We start from the raw sequence: 20,782 nt of genomic DNA, 5'->3' as shown, positions 1-20,782 counted from the left end.
ATGAAACCACGGGACAATATGGTGCGATTGAGGATGTTTCAAGTGCGTGGAAAGCGCCGTGAAATTGCACAGCTTGAGATGATGATTGCAGAATTTGAACGAATGGTGTTAGAACTGGAGTCACAGATTTGTCACGAAGAACGTAAATCTGGAAACAATGATGTTCACCATTTTGCTTATTCTGCTTTTGCGCGTGCAGCTCGGCAAAGACGCGATAATCTGCTCAATTCCATTCGTGATTTACAGCTTCAAAAAACAAATGCTGAAATTGCTCTTCATGAAGCTAATACAGAGCTACAACACGCACAGCTTTTGGAAGCACGAGAAAAGAAGACTGCCGCGGATGATGAAGATATTTTGATTCAATCTAATTCAATGGTTGGCTAATTCAATAACTGGGTGATCAAAACAATTATTGAAAGATCGATTTTTTCAGTTTTATCATTTTGAAAATAATATAAAAACAGCTAAACTCGATAAAAGTTTAGCTGTTTTTATTTCTATAAAGCGCTTTATGTTATCGAATCATGATCAATGGCAACTTAATGCCTGTAGTGTTGGATCTTGGTCGTTCGTAATCCCGCTAAGCCGTGTTCATCGATCAAACTTTGCCATGAAAGAAATTCTTCCACAGTCAAAGTATAACGTTGACACGCTTCGTCAAGGCTTAACAATCCACCTCTGACAGCCGCAACAACTTCAGCTTTGCGACGAATCACCCAGCGCCGTGTTGTTTGTGGCGGTAGGTCGGTAATTGTAAGTGGACTTCCATCTGGCCCAATAACATATTTCATTTGTGTTTTTATCAAATTGGTCATTCGTATCCTCTACCTTTAGTCAAGGACTTGATTCGTTTATAGAGCATGAAATTTAAAAAAGAACTAAACGCGCTGAAAGAAAAAATTAATAAAGTGATTGAGCGTGTAAAAAGAGGCTCAAGTGAACTGTGTAGAAGCGCCTCTTGTAACATTTTTCCTGATTTTATTTTGCCAGATTTCAAAGAAGAGAAAAAAGTTTTCCTAAATGATTTTCTCCAAGTGATTTCCATTATGCCTTATTTCTATCACTCTTTTTTATTTACAGCTGCTTTTAAGAAAATGATGCTATGGTTGTGGAAAGGATAAAAAAACAATATAAAGACAATCAATAGCATAAAAGTGGTGAAGAAGCGCGCATCAGAATGTTAACATATGAGTATCCATTAATAGAGCACTAAATAGAGAATGAATACATGTTTTTGAATAGTCTTGATTTACCAGGACAACCTAAGGACTCTCGCATTGTTGTTGCAATGTCAGGGGGGGTTGATTCATCTGTTGTTGCAGGCCTTTTGAAAAAGGAAGGGTATAATGTCATTGGCATTACATTACAGCTTTATGATCATGGGGCTGCAACGCATCGGGTAGGGGCGTGTTGTGCGGGACAAGATATTGAAGATGCGCGCCGTGTTGCAGAAACGTTGGGAATACCGCATTACGTTCTTGATTATGAAAAGCGCTTTCGCGAAGCTGTTATTGATCCTTTTGCAGAAAGCTATGCTCATGGAGAGACGCCAGTGCCATGTATTGCGTGTAATCAGACGGTTAAGTTTGCTGATTTATTAGCAACAGCACGTGAATTAGGGGCAGATGCTTTGGCAACGGGACATTATATTCGTTCGCGTTCTCATGGGGCACATCGAGCACTCTTTCGTCCTCTCGATAACGATCGTGATCAGAGTTATTTTCTTTTTGCAACGACACAAGAACAGATTGATTATTTGCGTTTTCCGCTTGGCGATCTTCCAAAAGCGCGCGTTCGTGAAATAGCTGCAGAAATGGGCTTTGTGGTTGCCAATAAGCATGATAGTCAGGATATTTGTTTTGTTCCACAAGGAAAATATTCAGATGTTATTGCAAAACTGCGTCCAGAAGCCGCTAATCCTGGCTTTATTGTCCATATCGATGGAAAGATTTTAGGCAAACATTCGGGAATTGTTAATTATACTGTTGGTCAACGTCGTGGTATTGGGGTGTCAACGGGTGAAGCGCTTTATGTGGTTTATCTCGATGTGGAAAATGCACGTGTTATTGTTGGTCCGCGTGAAATGTTGGAAACGCATAAGCTTTTTTTACGTGATGTGAATTGGCTTGGTGATGAGCTGTTAGATAATTTTCCTTCAGAAGGTATTGAGGTGGCTGTAAAGGTGCGTTCAACGCGTCCTCCCCACCTTGCGCGCTTGCATTATAAAGAAGGTGTTTTTTCTGTTGATCTGTTGGAATGTGAAAATGGTGTGGCACCAGGGCAAGCTTGCGTTCTTTATGATGGGAATGGTCATGAGGCGCGTATTCTTGGGGGAGGATTTGTAACGCATTCAGAACGTGCCGCTGACATTGAAATGATGTTGAAGCGTGTTTTATGCAATCTTGAAACAAAAGATTCTGTTTCCTCTCAACTTAAAACAACAGTTTCATAAAAAGATCGTGAATTAATTTATAATGGTAACTTTTATTCTCCAACTTGAATGAGAGATTTCCGTAAGATTTTCTCATTGCGGATTTGTTTTATGATCGAATCCATTAAAACCATGTTTCTTACACATTACACGTGGGATTATGGTGGGGAAAACCATAAAAGAAAAATGTAAAAATCTCTTTGATGAATGCTCTCAAATGCTAAGCGATAGCAACCTTGGGGGCTGGTGAAGAACATACATCATCGGATATTTGTTACAACTTAAAGTATTATCATCTTGTGTGGTCAAAGTCGGTAAAATGGGCGAGAGCGATCCCTGAGGCTGTGGCAACATTGAGGCTGTCAAAGCCGTCAGTCATGGGAATTCGTAAGGCTTTTGATTGTTGTAGTATATGGGGTGGTAAGCCATCTCCTTCTGTTCCAAAAATAAGTGCCATTCTTTTGTTTTTGTTTGCTTGCTTGAGCGTGTGCGAGGCAGAAGGAGAGAGTGCATAAAGATGAAAATTTTCATTGTGTAAAGCAGCTATAAAGTCATCTATATCAGCGTTTTGTGTATAGGGCACTTTTAGAGCAGCGCCGGCAGAAACCCTGATTGATTTGCGATAAAGTGGATCGCATGAGGTTTTGTCAACAATAATGCCGTGACTTGCAAAGGCTGCTGCATTACGAAAAATTGATCCCATATTATCATGATTCGAGATACCACATAAAACCAGAATCAAAGCTTTTTCTGGAAGATTTTTTAAAAAACTTTGTAATGATGGGAGCGTTTTGCGTTTACCGATACCCAGAACACCGCGATGAACATGGAAACCGGTGATATCATCCATGACTTTTTGTGGAACGCAATAAATGGGACATCGAGGCTGTGTTTTTTCTAAAAGTGGTAGAAGTCCAGGGAGGCGTTTTGCGACAATAAGTAGCGAGAGAGCAGAGAACTCTTTTGAATGCAATAATGCGGACAATGTTATTTTACCTTCAGCAATAAATTGCTGTTGTCGTCCAACGAGATCTTTTTCACGGATATTATGATAGTCTCTCAGACGTGGGTCATTCGTTTCGTCGATTGTTGTGATATTCAAATGCATGCGAGATTTTTAATGCTTTTTTCTTTCAATTTCCAGATGTTAGAATTTGCTTTAGTTTTAAGTTTTATTTTTAAAAAGAGAGATAAAAAAATATTATTTTTTAAAACTTATAGTAGAATTTGTGTTGACAACATATATTAATAAGTGTATTGTAGAAATACTGATGCGGGATAATAATATTGTTTTCGTATCGGGTGCAGTGTCTTGGGTCCCCGCTATTTCCCAAGCTCTGTATGCCCTTAAATTATAAGGGAAAAGAATCTGGGTCCCCAATGCCCAGATTCTTTTTGGGGGCATAACTCTTTTTCTAAGTTTTTTAGCAATCATATTTTAAAATGTCCTTAAGCTGTGAGGTTACAGGAGAGCGCTCAGTCATTTTTTCTAAGGTGAAAAGATGTTTATAGATGGCTTATAATGCACATCATAAGATATGAAAAATAATGCATGATCATGATATATTTGAGCCAAGGCCAAGTTTTTCGTTCATAAGACGTGAGACGGCTTTACGTTATTCAGAAAACGTTTAATAGAGGGGATGTATTTGTTTTTTGATGTGTATATTTCTCTCGGGAAAGCTGTTTGTTTATGACTTGTTTTCTTCATCCTTTATTGCTGATGTTCGTGTAACTTGAGCAGTTTTTGCGATAACAATAGTGAATTGAGACGTTTAGTGTATGATGAAGCTTCTGTAATATTGAGAAAATATTGCTGATATGCCAAAAATATCATTATAGGGCTAAAAATATTATTCCTTGTTTTGTGAGGAAAAGGATGGAGTTCATGAATGTGAAAATCAATATACAAAGCTTAACTTTATACTCTATTTTTATTGCGTGTATTGTTTTTGCTTTGAAATATTGGGCATATCACATTACAGGGTCGGTTGCGCTTTATTCTGATGCATTGGAATCAATTGTTAATATCCTTGCGTCATTGGCGGCATGGTGGGCTGTTAAAGTGAGTATGAAGCCTGCGGATCATGATCATCCTTTTGGACATCATAAAGCGGAATATTTTTCCGCGATTCTTGAAGGGATCCTCATTATTATTGCGGCAATTGTTATTTTAAGAGAAGCATGGATAGCGCTTTCTACTGTTAGATTATTGCAGAAACCTGGAATATGGCTTGTTATTCATCTTGTTGCAACTGTTATAAATTGCATGTGGGGAATGGTTCTTATTTGGCAGGGAAAACGTCATCGCTCACCGGCTCTTAAAGCTGATGGCGTGCATTTCATAACAGATGTTTTTACTTCGCTTGCAATTTTAATTGGTCTGATTGCTGGTTTTGTAGGGGGATGGGGCGTTTTAGATCCTATTTTAGCGATAATCGTTGCTGTTAATATTCTCTTACAAGGCTGGAAGGTAATTAGGAATGCTGTTCAAGGCTTAATGGATGTTGGCGTTGAATTGAATGAAACTATGCGGATTCGGGAGCTTATTTCTGCAAATGCTGATGGTGCACTTGAGATTCATGATTTACGGACGCGTGTTGCCGGTAGGGTTACTTTTATAGAGTTTCATTTGGTTGTGCCAGCTGTCATGCAGGTCGGAGAAGCTCATAAAATTTGTGATAAAATTGAAAGTGTTCTTCAAAAAGAATTTGATAATGTGCGTATTTCTATTCATGTCGAGCCTGAAGATGAGGCCAAATTGCCTCCCGGTACAACGATGATACCTTTTATATAAAAATTTTTTTCAAATTAGCTATCATGTTACAAACATTAATTTTTTACGGTGAGGTAGTTAATATCTCTTGAAAAGACAATCTTGCTCTTTCGTTGATTTTATTTTTGCATCAATAAAGTAGAAGGTTAAACTGAGTATTTTTAGGTAAGATTTATTCTGTTGCCGTACACTGTCATTTAAGGTGTGTGAGATAAGGCCTATAAAATTTGATCTATTAACTGTTTTTAGAGTGCGCGGTCAATATTGAGCAGGATGGCGCTTAAGCGAATCTCATGAAATGGTTAGCTGCTGAATTTTTTTTTAAGAGGACGGATTGTTTACGGGGACCTCGAGAATAGATCTCTTGTTTTTAAGGGCAAGGGAATGAAGCTTTCTAATAAGTTTAATGAAGCTTAATTATAAATTTTATATAAAAGTCATAATTTTTATAAATTACTTTATGAGACAACAATTATAATATATCTGGCTTTACTTATTCTTACAAAAAAATGTATGTCTTTTATATTTATAAAGATTAGAGTAGCAGTAATCTATAGATAATTCTTGGCTCGAAAATATGAAAAGAAAGCGTGATACGACAACAGAGTTTTGCTTGCCTTCTGCTTTCAGTCAGCAAAGGTAATTATAAATCCGTCACTTCTCCAAAAATGATTTTGTCATATTGTTATACAAAGTTAGATCAAGAAAACGTTGTTTTGCTCTTAAAACGATAAACAAATATGATTTTATCCGTATAGCTTGGACGAAGTTAGATGTTTATCTGAATAACTTCAGTATATCTATTAAGAATAAAAAAGTTCTTTCATATCGCTATGATGTTATTCAATGTTATTGAAGGGCTCTTAAAACAATGATTCCTGGTGTTTTTGCAACATAATCCATAAAAGGTGAATCGACGACTTTTTCATTTTCTTTTCGTGAAGAAGCATTTCGTAACATTGGTCCTTTATCTGTCATGATAAAGAACCCCACATGCGTTACATCCAATCCAGCAAGTTTTGTATAAATGCCAATGAAATCCCCTGATTTTAAACGGCTTATAACCTCTTCATTAATAAAGTTACTTGGAATATATGTTATTGTACGTTTCACAACTGGAAGTCCAGGGAGATAGTTTTCATCATCAGCTTTCTTATTGAGATATTTTTCTATGCTCACCGCATGAGGACTTATTTCAGCGGTAATATCAGTGGCGAGTTTATATTCTCTATACGCCCAGTCTGTAAAAAAATGTTTTCGATTTAAAAAATGAACATTACCCTTAATGTAACGTGTTTTTATGACGTTATTTATGAATTCTTTTGGAGATGTTGATTTGCGCAATGCTTCAACATAATCCAGATAAGTGAAGCAATCTAAGCCTCTAAAATCAATGATGAGTTTTTCTGGTGTCTTTTCTGAGCCCTGTAACATATTTGCTTTGTAAGGTGTCCCTAAAAAAGCTTCAGAAAGAAAGTCAATCGAGGCTCCATTTTCGTGATCATTTGTTTCTGAACGTTTTTTGAGAAGAGTATTTAATTTATTTAAAGTGTAGGGATCTAGCTCTACGTTGGTTGTTTGTGGTGTTTCTATTTTATTTTCTAAAACACCTTCTTGTGAATCAGAATTTTGAACATCACAGCCTGTCACGAACATTAAAGTGAGAATTAATAGGGATATTTTTCGCATTTTATACACCATTTTTGAATTTAACAGTTTATGGTCAACTCTCACTAAAAGTGGCATTTTCTCATGCTTATTAGATCATTATTGGATTTCATAATAGCATATAATCATTGATGGCTTCAATAAATATGATCAAGTTTTTACAGTGTTAAGCTATTCTGATGATGCTTCTTTAACTTTATCGTATAGTTTGAAGATGAGAACAATTTTAAGAACTTATCTTTTTGTAAGGTTTTCATTATTATGGGATATCTTATGTATTCAATAGAATTGAGATTTTTAAAAGTAGTGGTACGAGAAGGGGAAATGATGTCTGATAAAATCAATCATAATATCTATAAAATTTTTAGAATGTTCTGTATTCCCTGAGATCTTATGCATGATTTATAATCATGAATATTTGTTTGTTTAATATAAAAAATAATTTTATATTTTTATCTTGACTCTTACTTAAATTTTTACTTTGTTATTATTTTATATGTGAAAATTATACGATATAGAGTACTTAAAAAAGAAAGGGAGATAAAAGAAAGCGGGGGCGTAACGGTGTATGTAAAATGAGTAACTGAGTGTAAAATAGTGTGTATATCATGCAAGATGAGATGCTCAATCCGAAGTTTGTTCAGCGTGGGCTCGTTTTAGTGTTCATCACTTTATTGTTAGATATTCTTGGCATTGCGATCATTTGTCCTGTTTTGCCTGAATATTTTTCTCAATTAACTGGAAAAGATGTCAGTACATCTTTTGTCGAAAGAGGAAAATTACTTGCTGCTTATTCAGTGATGCAGTTTTTGTTTGCTCCTGTTATTGGCAATCTTTCTGATCGTTATGGTCGTCGTCCTATTTTGCTTGTCTCTATTATCTGCTTTGCTCTTGATAATCTGATATGTGCTATAGCATGGAGCTATTCTATGTTATTTATCGGGCGCCTTTTGTCAGGGATAAGTGGTGCTAGTTTTGCAACTTGTACAGCTTATCTTGCTGATATATCAGATGAAAAAAGCCGTACACGCAATTTTGGTCTATTAGGCGTTGCATCTGCATTAGGGTTTATTTTAGGGTCGTTTATTGGTGGTTTTTTAGGTCAGTTTGGTCCGCGTATTCCATTTTATTTTGCCGCTGGTTTTTCACTCATTAATTTTATTTTTGCGTGGGTTATGCTTCCAGAAACTCTTTCTTTATGGAATAGGCGCTTTTTTGATATTAAACGGGCAAATCCCTTAGGCGCTTTTTGGCAACTGAAGCAATATCCGATGGTTCTTTGGGTGTTATTGGTCTTTTTTCTTTATTGGTTTGCGGAATCGATATGGCTAAGTATTTGGGCATTCATTGCAAAAGAACGCTATGATTGGAGTTCGTTTTCCATTGGGCTATCTTATAGTGTTTTTGGTATAGGACAATTTATTGTCGTTGCACTTATTTTGCCTTATTTTTCTAGGCGATGGAGCGATTGGCGTATTACTATAGTAGGGCTTTTGTTTGCAGCTGTTGCTATGCTGGGTTATACATTCGCAACAAAGGGGTGGATGGTTTATATGGTTTGTGGGTGTACAATGCTTGAATATCTTGTTCATGCACCTATCCGCGCTATTGCTTCAGCACAGGTGCCGACAAATGTACAAGGAGAACTACAAGGAGCCATGACATCTGTTGTTTCATTGAGTTTGATATTTGGTTCTATTTTTTATGTTTTTCTCTTTGAATGTTTTACAGATAAGAATGCACTGTTTTATTTTTCTGGTGCTCCTTTTGTTGGAGGCTTTTTGCTTCTTGTCGTTGCAACGGTCATTTTTACCTTGCGGGTACGTTAATTTGTTGAAGGGAGTAAGTTAAGAATATTTTGTTCGAGAAGGAAACTGATTTTTTTGTGATATTTGTTTTGCAAAGTATTGTATAAAATATAGATATATCCTTTTCATTCATTGGGAATAATTTTTGTGTTTTGTAATATGGTTATGCATCGTAAAGCTCGTGTTTTTTGCTTATCACTAGCCAGTGCTTATGAAACAGTATGTTGAAAAAATGCATCGGTGTTAGATGCATCAATGTTGTGCGAATAATTTCAGATTTTTTATACCCAAATTGGAAGTAAAATATTGCGTATATTTATTTGTATCATTTCTGGAATCGAAAGAAAATCTCATTTGGAAAGAATATAAAATTGAAAAGCCGTTTTTAGTGTTTCCTTTTTCATTCGGTTTTACTGTTTTCAAAACTATTATTGACACTAATATTTTTTAAATAGTACAGATTTATTGCTTTGCCTCACACTTTTTATTTGTTTTGTCCTTTAATAGGAATGATGCTTCTGATGCATAGTAGAATGCTCAGAACTATCTTGTGAATCGAGCACTTGTTTTGAGAGGATCGTTTTCAATGAGTTTGCACCAATTTCGTGATAGTGTCGATGAAGAATAGAAGGTAACAGTTTTTGTAAATGGCATAAGATCCACAGTATACTGTTCTCTTTATTTATAAAAAGATGCAGCGTCCTCATTCACTTTGCCAGTTTTCAATGTACGATAGCTCTTAGTTAGGCACTCAAAATATGGACATACTCATCTTGCTTGGGGTGTGTAAGCCTATGATTTTGATTGATAGGATACAATCCTAAAGGAGGGGACTAAGAGAGGATGAGAATGAATAGGAGGAGAGTGAGAAAATTTTACGCTATCCAGCGCTCTCATTTAAGTTGCAAAATAATGAAAATAATACTTATTCCATAAATTGTTGGGAACAATATCGTTATGTATAGGAAAACGATAGAATTCAAAGAAGAGAAGCGAGAAGATGAGACATTTTGTCTTAAGATATTTTTTTATAATTCATAATGAGATCACAGAAATGCTGAAAGAGGTAGTGACTATCTTGTGGTCCTGGGGAAGCTTCGGGGTGATATTGAACAGAAAAAACGGGTTTTCCAATAATTCGAATACCACAGTTTGAACCATCAAAGAGAGAAATATGTGTTTCCTGAACATATTTTGGTAAAGAGGTTACATCGACAGCAAAACCGTGATTCATCGATACAATTTCAACTTTTCCAGTGTTAAGGTCTTTAACGGGGTGGTTTGCACCATGGTGTCCTTGGTGCATTTTTACGGTTTTTGCACCAACTGTCAGAGCGAGAAGTTGATGACCAAGACATATTCCAAAAATTGGTAAATTATGATCAATCAATGTGTTGATTGTTGGTATGGCATATTGAGCTGTCGCTGCGGGATCTCCAGGCCCATTAGAAAGAAAAATACCATCAGGATTCATTGCCAGAATTTCTTCTGCACTTGTGTGGGCGGGTACAACAGTAATGCGTGCTTTTTGTGTTGCCATAAGGCGAAGAATATTGCGTTTAATACCATAGTCAATGGCAACGATATGAAGATTATGCACATTGTTTGTGCCATACCCTTTATTCCAACGCCATGGTTCTTCATTCCATTGCATTGACGATTGAGATGTCACTTCTTTCGTAAGGTCAAGATTGATGAGACCGTGCCATTTTTGCGCACGTTTTTTTAAAGAAGGAATATCAAAATTCCCATCAGCATTATGCGCAATGACAGCATTTTGCGCACCTTTTTCACGAATAAGAATTGTGAGTGCACGTGTATCAATACCACAAAGTGCAATAATTTTATGGGCTTTAAGCCATTGATGAAGGTTTTCATTGGCACGATAATTTGAAGGAGGTGTAATATCTGCCTTGAAAATAGCGCCAACAGCACCGTGACAGTTGAGAGGGGTGAGAGCCTCAATATCTTCACTATTTGCTCCTACATTTCCTATATGAGGAAAAGTAAAATTAACGATTTGTTGTGTGTATGATGGATCTGTGAGGATTTCTTCATAGCCTGTGATGGCGGTATTAAAGCATATTTCAGCTTCAGCAATACCTGTCGCACCTGCTCCTTTGCCTTCAATGACGGTTCCATCAGCTAGGACTAAGAGGGCTGTAGGTTTGCTGACACTCCAAGGGCTGTTCGATGAAATCGTTTGTATCATAGTGTGTATCCACAATTTATTTTCTGAAAGGTATAATGATCAATTTTACACAAAAATCATACCTCTAACAGATGCTGTGTCTATTATTTTCGTCATGTTTTACTTAAAAAAGGGAGTATAAGGACATTCCATGAAGAGGTAAAGTCTTGTTTTTATCTTTTCTAAGATCGAGACTTCAATTATTTTTTTATCTTCCATTGCAAGATGGATAAAGATTAGTTAAAAGGCGTTTTCCGCTTGAACGAAATTGGATAAATTTATGTTGCGTGACCAGATTGATGGGGCTCTTAAGGCTGCTTTGAAAGCGCAAGATAGTATACGTCTTGCTACACTTCGTTTAATGAATGCTGCGGTTAGGGATCGTGATATTCTTTATTATGATGAAGGGAAGCGAGAAGTCGATGATCAGCAGATTCAGTCTGTTTTCACTAAAATGCTTCAACAGCGTGAAGCGTTAATGCGTGTCTATAAAGAGTCTGGTTGCTTGGAGTTAGCAGAGAAAGAACAAGCAGAAATAGACGTTATTCGTGAATTTCTTCCCTATCAGCTTAAGGAGATGGAAGTAGAACAGGTTATTTGTGAAGCTTTGGAACAAACGAAAGCTGAAAAATTACGTGATATCGGTAAGGTGATGGCTTGGCTTAAGGAACGGTATGCGGGGCAAATGAATTTTTCTAAAGTGTGCAATAGTCTTCGTAAAAAATTGCAATAGATCTTATCCAATTCAAAGGAATAGGAAAATATTTTTTATTGTGCAAAACCTTTGTCCGTCAGTAGGATACCAGTCAATGGTATTATTTATCTCATACATAAAGCTCTTATCAAAAAAATAATCCTTTGAAATGAACAAACCTGTTTTTTGGGGATTCATGGAGTAGTAAAATATTTTTTCTATCTTATATTTTGTCGTTCTCTAAAGTTGTTACATCATTAAAAAAACAAAAAGATTATAGTTTTTTTTTACTTTTAAAAAGATTTATTGTTTTCACTGTTAAAGATAAAAAATAGGGTGATGAGAAAAAGCTAACTCATAAAAATTTTAAACTTTTTGTTGGCGTGTATTGTCGTCTTTTTTGATGATTCAAAGCGTTTCTTTGATAAAAAGTTGCCGTTATTTTCCAAGAATGGTAGATTATTCGGCAAGAAGTTTAAATGCAGATGATCTTATCAATATGGTGTGTCTCTGCTTAATTCAAGCACTGGTTTTCATGATTGGGATAAAGAAAGCAGAACTTGAAAATGCTTTTTTAAATGGGGAACATTTTTAAGCGGGGATAAAGAGGTATTTCGAACAGAAGTCTTTGTTTGTCATTTATTTTGAGATGATTTTGAAAATTACTTTCTCAGATACTCCTTTAAAGTTATGCAAAATCTAGACATTATGCAGAATAAAATGAATATCCTCTATTTATGGTGGAGATATAGTGGTGAATTTGGTAAAAACAGTTCAGTTAGAAACAACGGCTTACCCGTTAACCGCAAACGGGAACGGCGTGCCCATAGCGCGTCTTGTTGGCCGATATGAATGTAATCGCGGGTTAGGTTGCCACTATTAAATAAATAGTGTCCTAAGGGGGTCGTTCCTAAATGCATCAAGGCTTGATTGTGTAGAAGGGTTTCTTGTGGGATGACAGTGCGTCCGAGGAGCCAAGGTTTATTATCTCCCATTAATATGACTTCGCGTAGCCAATAACGAGCACTTTTGGGGAGATGTTCTGCTTCTTCTTTTAATTTATCTCGCGTAATAAAACATTCGCGTCGTCGTTGAACTTGGAGGCAGGTGCAGTATTTTTTTAATCGAAGCGTCATCGAGCCCGATTCCATGAGCCAATCGCGAATGTTTTCTGGTACGGGAAGATTTTGATCAGAGAACCATTTCAGAGGTGGTAAGATGGAATCTTCAAGATCAGACATCATTTTACTCCACATCTAAAATCCTATTCCATATGTTATGCTAAGTGAGCTAAAGAGATAGCTCTATTGTAATACAGGCGTATAAAAGCAGCAAGATTTTAACAGGACAATATCAAAGGGAAAATCGAGAGAAAAGATCTTTAAAAGAAGAGAGGCGGAAAATAGATTATAGAGTTATTTTCATTAAAAGAGCAAAATAATCTATTATGCTTTATCTAAAGCACTTTCCCATAATACTTTATAGAATTTTCTTGATAGTACGAGGGGAATGGGTAGGGTATCTCGCGCTTTAACATTCGTTTGTAACGCATATGAAAAAGTGATGAAGAGTTCATCTATGTTAGACGATATTAAAGAGGAAATTTTAAGAGGAGTAAAGCCCTTATAGTTTAGAAAGTGAGATACTCAAACTTTTTGAATTGAGATGGAAAAGTGATCGTATTTTTTATAAGACAGAGTTTCATAAGAATGCATTTTGGAAAAAATTAAAATAGCTTATAGTATTTTATTTTATGTAATAATTAACTTATTATAATAAAGATATCTTCTGCTAAAATTATTTAGATTGTCTTTTGAATTATATTCATAGTCTAAATATAGATTCATTGTAAAAAACAATTTAAAAGAATACATCATTATTTATATTTTTATATTAAATGCTTTATATACCTTTAATTTATAAATAATAATAAATATAAAAAAGAAAAATGGATCATATAAACTTTATAGTATTTATTTTACGCTTACTTCCTATCTTTATCTTTGAAGAATGCAAAAGAGCTCTTCGGGTTTTTCAGTAAAAATGGTCTTATTGATGAAGTGTATAGGCGTTAAGTGTTATGCGGTAGGATCTTTAACATCACGATTGGTTTTGTAATCTTGTAGATTGCTATGACAGTGCGATGAGCTGGATTTGCACGTTTGGTCCAAAAATACGGGACAAAAATAAGTTCGTATTTCAGTAAAATAATGCATACACCCCTCCTGATCTGCGTAGGCTTATATAGATATGGAAGGGTGCATTATAAATGTTCTACTGCTTTTCGTTAAAATGCATGATGGTGCATGACAGAAATCATGACTTAAACATCTCACCATCATACCAAAAATGGTGTCAACGCGTTAGGGAGAAATATTTCAAAATATTCCAGTTGTTTTATTGAACACCAAAAGGTGATTGAAGCAATAAATGCCCTAAGATCGAATTTTTTGTCCTATCCATATAAGAATACAGGCTCCTATAAAACCTGAAATAAGATAACCGAGCCAACCAGCAAAATTTACGCCTAAAAGACTAAAAAGGAAGCTCGCTAACGCAGCACCAATAATCCCTAAGATAATATTTATCAATATCCCTGTTTGGCTTTTCATAATATACTGTGCAGCCCAACCTGCAACCCCGCCGATAACAATAGCTGCAATCCAACCGATGTTTGCATTTTCCATGATACTCTCCTTTGCCTGAATCTAGATTGTAACTAGAGTAAACTTTGTAAAGATCAAGGTTTATTCCTTTTTATCCAGTGGAAAGGATATTTTTGTTAGAGATTTTACTTATTACTTTCCTGTATATTAAACTAATATTCATATTACTATAATTATAATATTTAATAAGTCTAAATATATATAACAAATTTTAATTATAAATAAATTATTTAATTGAAAAACATGAATTAAAAAAGAAAATATTTGTAAAGATACTTTAAGAATGCATAAAGTGTATTTGTCAGCTTTTTTAACTATCTTTCTTTCCCAAGTTTTGAAAAAAAATAATTGTGATTAAAACAATAAATCAAATGGATATTAAAGATTTGGAGTTTGCAGATTGATATCAATATTTTTTGAACTGAGATTAAAACTGTTTTGCTAATGCGTTATAAAATGCTGTATAAGTTCAATCTCTACAAATATTGATACAAATGTTTATGGACATAAACGTTACAATTGGGTGGGGTTTCGCATTCTTTATCGGATATTTCTTTATTTTTCTGCTGCTGTGAAGTGGTAGCTTTTTTACAAGGTGAATTTAGGTTGACATTATCATATTTTTAGTCATCTCCTATAGAGGTCTCTCTTAATGCTCCCAAGCCTCATTTTTACGATGGCGTCCGTGAAGGGTGGTAAATTCATTGAGCATCCCACTTTAGGCTTCATAAAAAACAAGCCAGCACCATCACACACTTGCCCCGAATGTTGCACAGTTCTTGGTTCTTAAGACGTTTTATAAGAGGCCTTTTAAGTCCTTTCTTGTATATCTTCTTGTGTAGTTTCACTCCACGCAGAATTCCCTACTTGTACCGTGCAAGCATATAGTTTGGATTGTTAACATAGAACATGCTTGAAATGAGAGAATCTTATGATATTCGGGTGTCTCATTCAATATGAAAAGTAAATTAATCATTATAAATTAATATGTTGCTTTATATGGCTAATAGTTTTTGGTATATTTAACAGTTTTTCCTTTGAAATAGTGAGGACTTCTTTCTGTAAAAACTTTATTCTACATGGCCGAACAGCTTGTAGAAGAGGAAGCAAATGATTTTTAGGAATTCATTATGAATAAATGAAAAATGAAAGAAATTTACGCTATTGAAGAGAGCTCATTTAAATCGTCATAAAAATATTTTTATTAAATCAATATGTTAGGCAAGATATTTGAATGTTCAAAATTGAATCATTGATGTGATGTATTTTTTGTTTGTTTTATTTTAAAAGTTTAAGGTTTTTCTGTCTGTTCTTCAGCAGGATTGCGTAGGCGCGAACTTTGAAGAAGTCCCTGTTCTTCTAAAATAGGGTAGATCATTGAGGTCAACAGAGAGTTAATTTGTTTGAGGTCGCGGACAGTATCAAGATGAAGACTGGATGATTCTACATTTTTGAGATCTCCTTCACGTAAGCGTTTAAAATGTTTTAAACTCATTTCTTTTTCTAAGCTTCGTAGTTGATCTTTTTTTTGAACCAATAGATGTGCCGTGTGCGTGTCACGGGAGACGAGAACATTAAATGCAATATGCGCGTTGGCCAGTACAATGGCATGGAAACGAAGAAGATCATTCCAGCCTTCGCTGCTGAACTTTAGATTTTTTTGTTGTTTCTTTTTAACCAGCATCAGCATATTATGAATAATGATATCGCCTGCTTGGTCTAATTTTATACAGGCGCCTAGAAGTTCTTGCGTTTGAAGAGCTTCTTCATCTGATAATTTTTGTCCCGCTAATCGTGCAAGATAAAGTTTTATGGCGATATGTTTTTTGTCCAATATGGTATTTAGTTGATTGAGTTCAGCAATAATATTGGGATCAGGCTTTTCATAAAGTCCCATGATTTTTTCTAGCATGATGTCGACAAGATCACAAATATGAATAACCTCACGCATGACATTCGAGAGCGCTAGAGCTGGGCGTTCAAGAACGCTATCATCAAGGGCTGTTTGATCCGATAAATTAAGCGTTTTATCAGCTTGTGTTTTTTTTGTACTCATATGAACGATTTGAGTGGTTAATTTTAAAACCCATTTTGAAAGCGGTATTCCAGCTAGGAGAATGAAAACATTAAAAACGATATGGGCGTTGATCACTTGCGTAGGGGCGTTATTGCCAAGCCATGTGATGGGTGGTTGAAAAGCCAGAAATAAGATCAGCACAAGGATTGAACCGGCTCCACGCATGAGTAAATTTCCCAAGGGAACGAGACGGGTGTTCGGAGAAGCGTTGCGTGTTAAAAGGGGAGCTATAAGAGAAGAACCGAAATTGACACCAAGAACCATAACAACGCAAAGTTGCGTATGGATAAGGTCATAGTTGGCAAAATTAACCAGCAAAATGATTCCTGCAATGGATGAATGTAAGAGGTAAGTTAAAGCCGCAGCCAACAAAAAAGTTGAAACAGGATCGGTTGAAAGATAACGAATGATGCTCGGTAAAATTTCGCTATCCCGTAAAGGTTCTGTTGCTGTACTTATCATTTGTAAAGACAAAATCAAAAGACCAATACCGATGACAATACGTCCTATTTGGCGCCACTCACGTTTTTCCGTTGTCATGAAGATACAAGTGCCTATTAAAAGACAAAGGGGCACAATAAGTGTGAGATCGTAGGTGAGAATTTTGATAACGAGTGCTGATCCTAATTCTCCTCCACGTACAGCCATAAGTCCCGCTACTCCAGAGACAAAACCAGATTCAACGAAAGAACCAACAAGGAGTGTTATGGCTGTAGAACTCTGTAAAATCATCGCTGTAAAAAGCCCAAAACTTACAGCAAACAATGGTTTTGAAATGACGTGACGCATGTTATATTTAAGCCTGTCACCATAGGCGCGTTCAATTCCTGTGCGTACCATGCGTGTGGCCCAGAGAAGTAAAGAAACAGCGCCAGCAAGATGGAGGAGCACCAATGAGCCATTCATGATACTTTTTCTTTCTCTTTTGTTTATGAATAGGGTTAACTCAAAATTGATCAATTAAAGTTGATTGTTTTTACTTTGCTTTTGCTTTTAATACTTGATTAAAATCATAACCGCTTGGATTTTGAAAAACCTTTAGACCAAAAAAGGGAAGAATGGAGTAAAGGTGGTCAAAAATATCACCTTGAATTTGTTCATAGTCTAGCCAAACGGTGGTGTTTGTAAAGCAATAGATTTCCAAGGGTAAACCATTTTCTGTAGGGGGTAGTTGTCGGGCCATAAAGGTCATATTGGGGTTGATGTTGAGATGCTGTTGTAGATAAGCAAAAACATAAGCACGAAAAGTTCCAATATTGGTTAAACGACGCGTATTGGCTAAAACATCATGGTTTTTATCTAATTGAGCATTCCATTGATTAATTTCTGCTATTTTTTGCGTAAAATAATCTTCTAATAAATTAAATCGGGAAAGATATTTTTGTTCTTCTTCTGTGAGAAAATGGATACTGGATTGATCAATAAAAAGGGAACGTTTGATGCGTCTGCCACCTGATTCTTGCATTCCACGCCAATTTTTAAAAGGGTCGGTTACAAGCTTACGGATAGGAACTGAAGTGATGGTGTTGTCAAAATTTTGAACTTTAACAGTATGAAGGGCAATTTCAATAACATCACCATCAGCACCGAGATTGGGAATTTCAATCCAATCGCCAACACGAACCATATCGGTGGATGAAATTTGAATGCCGGCAACGAGAGAAAGAAGTGTATCTTGAAAAATTAACATGAGAACCGCGGCCATTGCACCAAGACCGGAGAAGAGAATAAGAGGAGAGCGGTCAATTAATGTGGCGACCATTAAAACTGCCGCAATCGCAAAAAGTGCAATTTTAGCAATTTGAATATAACCTTTTATTGGTTTTAGTCGTGCTGTTGGTCGTTGTTCGTAAAGGATGTTAATGATATTGAGACTGGCAGAAATTGTTAGAACAACAAAAAAGATAATGAAAGCGTTGGCAACATTATCGATGACAGTGCTGAATGCATCGGGTAATGTTGGTATGAAATTAACACCGACTGAAAGAATAAAAGCTGAAATAATATTCGCTAGGTATTGAATAGCATTTTTAATATCAGTCGTTGTATTCTTGGGGAGGAAAGAAGAGAGCTTTTTTGCTCCGTGAATGAGTAATTTTCGTCCTACAAAGTTGATTAAAAGGGCCACTATAGTAAGAATAATAAGCCAAGAAATAGCTTCTAACCACGGATATTGAACAATAAATTCGATCACTTTTTTACTCTCCATTTTTAAAATTATAGGCAGTTGAGAGATTAAAATTTTACAACTGATTAAGAGGAAGTCTTGGAATTATGCTCTAAAGTCGTTAAATATGCAAAAAAGAATTTTAAAACTCTGTGAGAGATAATGCGTTTTCCGCCTGATTTCCTTAATGAACTGCGTAGCAGACTTCCAATTTCAACAGTGATTGGTCAACGGGTGGACTTTGACACGCGAAAAAGTAAGCCTTCACGGGGAGATTTTTGGTGTTGTTGTCCATTTCATGGTGAGAAAACGCCTAGTTTTCATTGTGATGATCATAAAGGGCGTTATTATTGTTTTGGTTGTGGTGTAAGCGGAGATATTTTTACCTTCCTGTGCGAGCTTGATGGATTGAACTTTTCAGAAAGTGTTGAGCGTTTGGCTGATTTTGCGGGAATGAAACTTCCCGTTTGGGATCCACAAAGTCATCAACGTCAAATGGAAAAAGCGGACCTTTATGATGTGATGAAAATTGCTACAGACTTTTTTCAATATCATTTACGCGAGAAAGGAGGTGCGCAGGCTTGTCGTTATCTGGATGCACGTGGTGTTACGCAAAAGCTTATAGAGCGTTTTCGAATTGGTTTTGCACCGGTGAGGCGTACAGCTTTGAAAGAGGCTTTAAGTGCACGGGGTATTTCAATAAAGCAAATGGAAGAATGTGGACTTCTCACGGTGCATGAGGAGAGCACGGATTCTTATGACCGATTTAGAAATCGCATTATGTTTCCTATCGAAGATTTGCGCGGACGTGTGGTGGCTTTCGGAGGGCGTGCATTAGAGAAAGAGACACGAGCAAAATATCTCAACAGTCCTGAAACAGTTCTATTTCATAAAGGAAATATACTGTATAATGCGGCAGCGGCTCGCAAAAATAGTCGCTTTGTTGGCGATGAAAAAATTCATTCACTTCTTGTTGTCGAGGGGTATATGGATGTCATTGCATTGACTAAAGTCGGTTTTGAGGGTGTTGTCGCGCCCTTAGGGACAGCATTAACGGAAGCACAAATTGAGCTTTTATGGCAGATAGGCAAAGAGCCCATTTTGTGTTTTGATGGTGATGATGCTGGTTTAAAGGCTGCTTTTCGCGTTGCTGATCGGGTATTGCCTCTTTTAAAGGTTGGGGTTTGTGTCCGCTTTGTTTTGTTGCCACAAGGAAAAGATCCTGATGAAATTGTTTGTGCTGGTGGTGCACAGCTTTTTTCTTCTTTTTTGCAAAAAGCAATTCCTTTGATTGAGCTTTTATGGTGGCGTGCTACCTATGGAAAGAATTTTGAAACTCCAGAGACACGAGCGACACTCGAAAAACAACTCAAACAACAAATTTTTACAATTAAGGATGAAGATGTCCGTCGTTATTATTTGCAAGATGTAAAAAAACGCCTTTTTGATTTTTTTCGTCCCTCTTTTTCAAAAAAGAAAGGGGGAGGGCGATATGAACAGACTTCACCCAATAGATTCTTTAAAGATCAATCCTTTTCTCTGTTAGCAAATTCTGAAATAGTACGAAATTCTTCGCAAGCTATTCCTTTACGTGAAGCTGTGATTTTACTCACTTTAGCTTACTATCCTGAGTTATGGCATGAAAATTTTGAGATTCTCTCTGAATTAGAATTAAAAAATACACAATTGATCTGTTTTCACCAAACGATGTTGGAAATTCTTGGAGAGCAGACGCTCCATGATAAAGAGACAATGGTTGCGTTCTTAGAAAAAAGAGGGCAAAAGGCTCTATTAGAGCGTATGAAACAGCTTGTGCAAAATATTGGTATGCGTATTATCTTTGGGGGAGCTTCTATCGAAGATGCACGAGCTATATTAAAACAAGCTGTCTACTTGCATCTTCAGGAACACCACCTACATAAGAGGTTACAGGATATTGAAGAGCAACTTGTAGAAAATCCTAGGAGTGAGGTTTTTGATCTCCTTCGGGAGATAAAAAATGAGCTGGAGCAGATGCAGGCAACAGAAGCATTAATTGAAGGGTTTGGAAGTTGGTTGGATGAAAAAATAGACGGGAATACACAAGATACGATAAAATGATTCGCTTTTTTAATGCGAATCAGTCACTTAAATTTTAGATGAGGAAGTTTATGTAGAGTGACATTTTTATAAAGATGACAATTAAATTTTAGAATAAATTTTAGGAAAAGCGGGAAATTGGTTCTTACGATAGGGTGCAGAGATTATCTCAGAAGGGCTGAGAGGTGTCGGGGAAACTTCTGGAGTTTTCCCGCGTTTTTG

General features: G+C 36.2%; 15 protein-coding genes. 7 read left to right on the top strand and 8 right to left on the bottom strand.

Features of this window, described 5'->3' with window-relative positions; genetic code table 11:
• Window positions 1–387 (top strand): flagellar export protein FliJ, encoded by a 387-nt coding sequence (locus tag PVV66_RS02635; protein WP_273717907.1) that lies wholly within the window; start codon window positions 1–3, stop codon window positions 385–387.
• A gap of 155 nt (window positions 388–542) precedes the next feature.
• Here the strand turns inward: PVV66_RS02635 and PVV66_RS02630 are convergent, their stop codons facing one another.
• Window positions 543–818: a DUF1153 domain-containing protein gene (locus PVV66_RS02630; protein WP_273717905.1), complete on the bottom strand. Its 276-nt coding sequence runs from the start codon at window positions 816–818 to the stop codon at window positions 543–545.
• 45 nt (window positions 819–863) lie between these two features.
• Between PVV66_RS02630 and PVV66_RS02625 the strand changes: the two genes are divergently transcribed.
• Entirely contained in the window at window positions 864–1,124 is a 261-nt protein-coding gene (locus PVV66_RS02625; RefSeq protein ID WP_273717904.1) for a hypothetical protein, read from the top strand.
• A gap of 107 nt (window positions 1,125–1,231) precedes the next feature.
• Window positions 1,232–2,455, top strand: coding sequence for a tRNA 2-thiouridine(34) synthase MnmA (gene mnmA, locus PVV66_RS02620; protein WP_273717902.1), 1,224 nt, complete (start codon window positions 1,232–1,234; stop codon window positions 2,453–2,455).
• A 271-nt stretch (window positions 2,456–2,726) separates the two neighbouring features.
• Here mnmA and PVV66_RS02615 read toward each other — a convergent pair whose 3' ends face one another.
• Window positions 2,727–3,542: an RNA methyltransferase gene (locus PVV66_RS02615; protein ID WP_273717899.1), complete on the bottom strand. Its 816-nt coding sequence runs from the start codon at window positions 3,540–3,542 to the stop codon at window positions 2,727–2,729.
• A gap of 780 nt (window positions 3,543–4,322) precedes the next feature.
• Here PVV66_RS02615 and PVV66_RS02610 point away from each other — a divergent pair.
• The gene (locus tag PVV66_RS02610; RefSeq protein WP_273717897.1) at window positions 4,323–5,231 is read left to right on the top strand and encodes a cation diffusion facilitator family transporter; all 909 of its coding nucleotides are present in this window, start codon (window positions 4,323–4,325) and stop codon (window positions 5,229–5,231) included.
• 828 nt (window positions 5,232–6,059) lie between these two features.
• Here PVV66_RS02610 and PVV66_RS02605 read toward each other — a convergent pair.
• Window positions 6,060–6,899 carry a DUF1460 domain-containing protein gene (locus PVV66_RS02605; RefSeq protein ID WP_273717895.1) on the bottom strand — a complete coding sequence of 280 codons (840 nt, stop codon included), beginning with the start codon at window positions 6,897–6,899 and terminating at the stop codon, window positions 6,060–6,062.
• Window positions 6,900–7,486: 587 nt separating this feature from the next.
• On the opposite strand from PVV66_RS02605, the gene PVV66_RS02600 reads away from it, so the two are divergent.
• Entirely contained in the window at window positions 7,487–8,707 is a 1,221-nt protein-coding gene (locus tag PVV66_RS02600) for an MFS transporter (protein WP_273717893.1), read from the top strand.
• A 994-nt stretch (window positions 8,708–9,701) separates the two neighbouring features.
• Here PVV66_RS02600 and carA read toward each other — a convergent pair.
• Window positions 9,702–10,898 (bottom strand): glutamine-hydrolyzing carbamoyl-phosphate synthase small subunit, encoded by a 1,197-nt coding sequence (gene carA, locus PVV66_RS02595; RefSeq protein WP_273717891.1) that lies wholly within the window; start codon window positions 10,896–10,898, stop codon window positions 9,702–9,704.
• Between the two features lie 259 nt (window positions 10,899–11,157).
• On the opposite strand from carA, the gene PVV66_RS02590 reads away from it, so the two are divergent.
• Window positions 11,158–11,610 carry a GatB/YqeY domain-containing protein gene (locus tag PVV66_RS02590; RefSeq protein WP_273717889.1) on the top strand — a complete coding sequence of 151 codons (453 nt, stop codon included), beginning with the start codon at window positions 11,158–11,160 and terminating at the stop codon, window positions 11,608–11,610.
• 692 nt (window positions 11,611–12,302) lie between these two features.
• Here PVV66_RS02590 and ubiC read toward each other — a convergent pair.
• From ubiC to PVV66_RS02570, 4 genes are all read right to left on the bottom strand, one after another.
• Entirely contained in the window at window positions 12,303–12,815 is a 513-nt protein-coding gene (gene ubiC, locus PVV66_RS02585) for a chorismate lyase (RefSeq protein WP_273717926.1), read from the bottom strand.
• Window positions 12,816–14,006: 1,191 nt separating this feature from the next.
• Window positions 14,007–14,258: a GlsB/YeaQ/YmgE family stress response membrane protein gene (locus PVV66_RS02580; RefSeq protein ID WP_273717887.1), complete on the bottom strand. Its 252-nt coding sequence runs from the start codon at window positions 14,256–14,258 to the stop codon at window positions 14,007–14,009.
• A gap of 1,270 nt (window positions 14,259–15,528) precedes the next feature.
• Window positions 15,529–17,220: a Na/Pi cotransporter family protein gene (locus tag PVV66_RS02575; protein WP_273717885.1), complete on the bottom strand. Its 1,692-nt coding sequence runs from the start codon at window positions 17,218–17,220 to the stop codon at window positions 15,529–15,531.
• Between the two features lie 70 nt (window positions 17,221–17,290).
• Window positions 17,291–18,508 carry a mechanosensitive ion channel family protein gene (locus PVV66_RS02570; protein ID WP_273717883.1) on the bottom strand — a complete coding sequence of 406 codons (1,218 nt, stop codon included), beginning with the start codon at window positions 18,506–18,508 and terminating at the stop codon, window positions 17,291–17,293.
• A gap of 135 nt (window positions 18,509–18,643) precedes the next feature.
• Here PVV66_RS02570 and dnaG point away from each other — a divergent pair, with 135 nt between their 5' ends.
• Window positions 18,644–20,581: a DNA primase gene (gene dnaG / locus PVV66_RS02565; protein WP_273717882.1), complete on the top strand. Its 1,938-nt coding sequence runs from the start codon at window positions 18,644–18,646 to the stop codon at window positions 20,579–20,581.
• Window positions 20,582–20,782: the final 201 nt, after the last annotated feature.

This window comes from Bartonella sp. AU16XJBT, assembly GCF_028618665.1.
GTDB lineage: Bacteria > Pseudomonadota > Alphaproteobacteria > Rhizobiales > Rhizobiaceae > Bartonella.
Note: the sequence above shows the minus strand (reverse complement) of the source record. Positions and strands in the feature narration are given on the sequence as shown.

Coding starts and splice junctions, on each gene's coding strand:
- mnmA (WP_273717902.1), top strand. CDS start 1,232: ATGTTTTTGAATAGTCTTGATTTACCAGGACAACCTAAGGACTCTCGC.
- PVV66_RS02590 (WP_273717889.1), top strand. CDS start 11,158: ATGTTGCGTGACCAGATTGATGGGGCTCTTAAGGCTGCTTTGAAAGCG.
- PVV66_RS02615 (WP_273717899.1), bottom strand. CDS start 3,542: ATGCATTTGAATATCACAACAATCGACGAAACGAATGACCCACGTCTG.
- PVV66_RS02625 (WP_273717904.1), top strand. CDS start 864: ATGAAATTTAAAAAAGAACTAAACGCGCTGAAAGAAAAAATTAATAAA.
- PVV66_RS02575 (WP_273717885.1), bottom strand. CDS start 17,220: ATGAATGGCTCATTGGTGCTCCTCCATCTTGCTGGCGCTGTTTCTTTA.
- ubiC (WP_273717926.1), bottom strand. CDS start 12,815: ATGATGTCTGATCTTGAAGATTCCATCTTACCACCTCTGAAATGGTTC.
- PVV66_RS02610 (WP_273717897.1), top strand. CDS start 4,323: ATGAATGTGAAAATCAATATACAAAGCTTAACTTTATACTCTATTTTT.
- PVV66_RS02635 (WP_273717907.1), top strand. CDS start 1: ATGAAACCACGGGACAATATGGTGCGATTGAGGATGTTTCAAGTGCGT.
- PVV66_RS02605 (WP_273717895.1), bottom strand. CDS start 6,899: ATGCGAAAAATATCCCTATTAATTCTCACTTTAATGTTCGTGACAGGC.
- carA (WP_273717891.1), bottom strand. CDS start 10,898: ATGATACAAACGATTTCATCGAACAGCCCTTGGAGTGTCAGCAAACCT.
- PVV66_RS02630 (WP_273717905.1), bottom strand. CDS start 818: ATGACCAATTTGATAAAAACACAAATGAAATATGTTATTGGGCCAGAT.
- PVV66_RS02580 (WP_273717887.1), bottom strand. CDS start 14,258: ATGGAAAATGCAAACATCGGTTGGATTGCAGCTATTGTTATCGGCGGG.
- dnaG (WP_273717882.1), top strand. CDS start 18,644: ATGCGTTTTCCGCCTGATTTCCTTAATGAACTGCGTAGCAGACTTCCA.
- PVV66_RS02600 (WP_273717893.1), top strand. CDS start 7,487: ATGCAAGATGAGATGCTCAATCCGAAGTTTGTTCAGCGTGGGCTCGTT.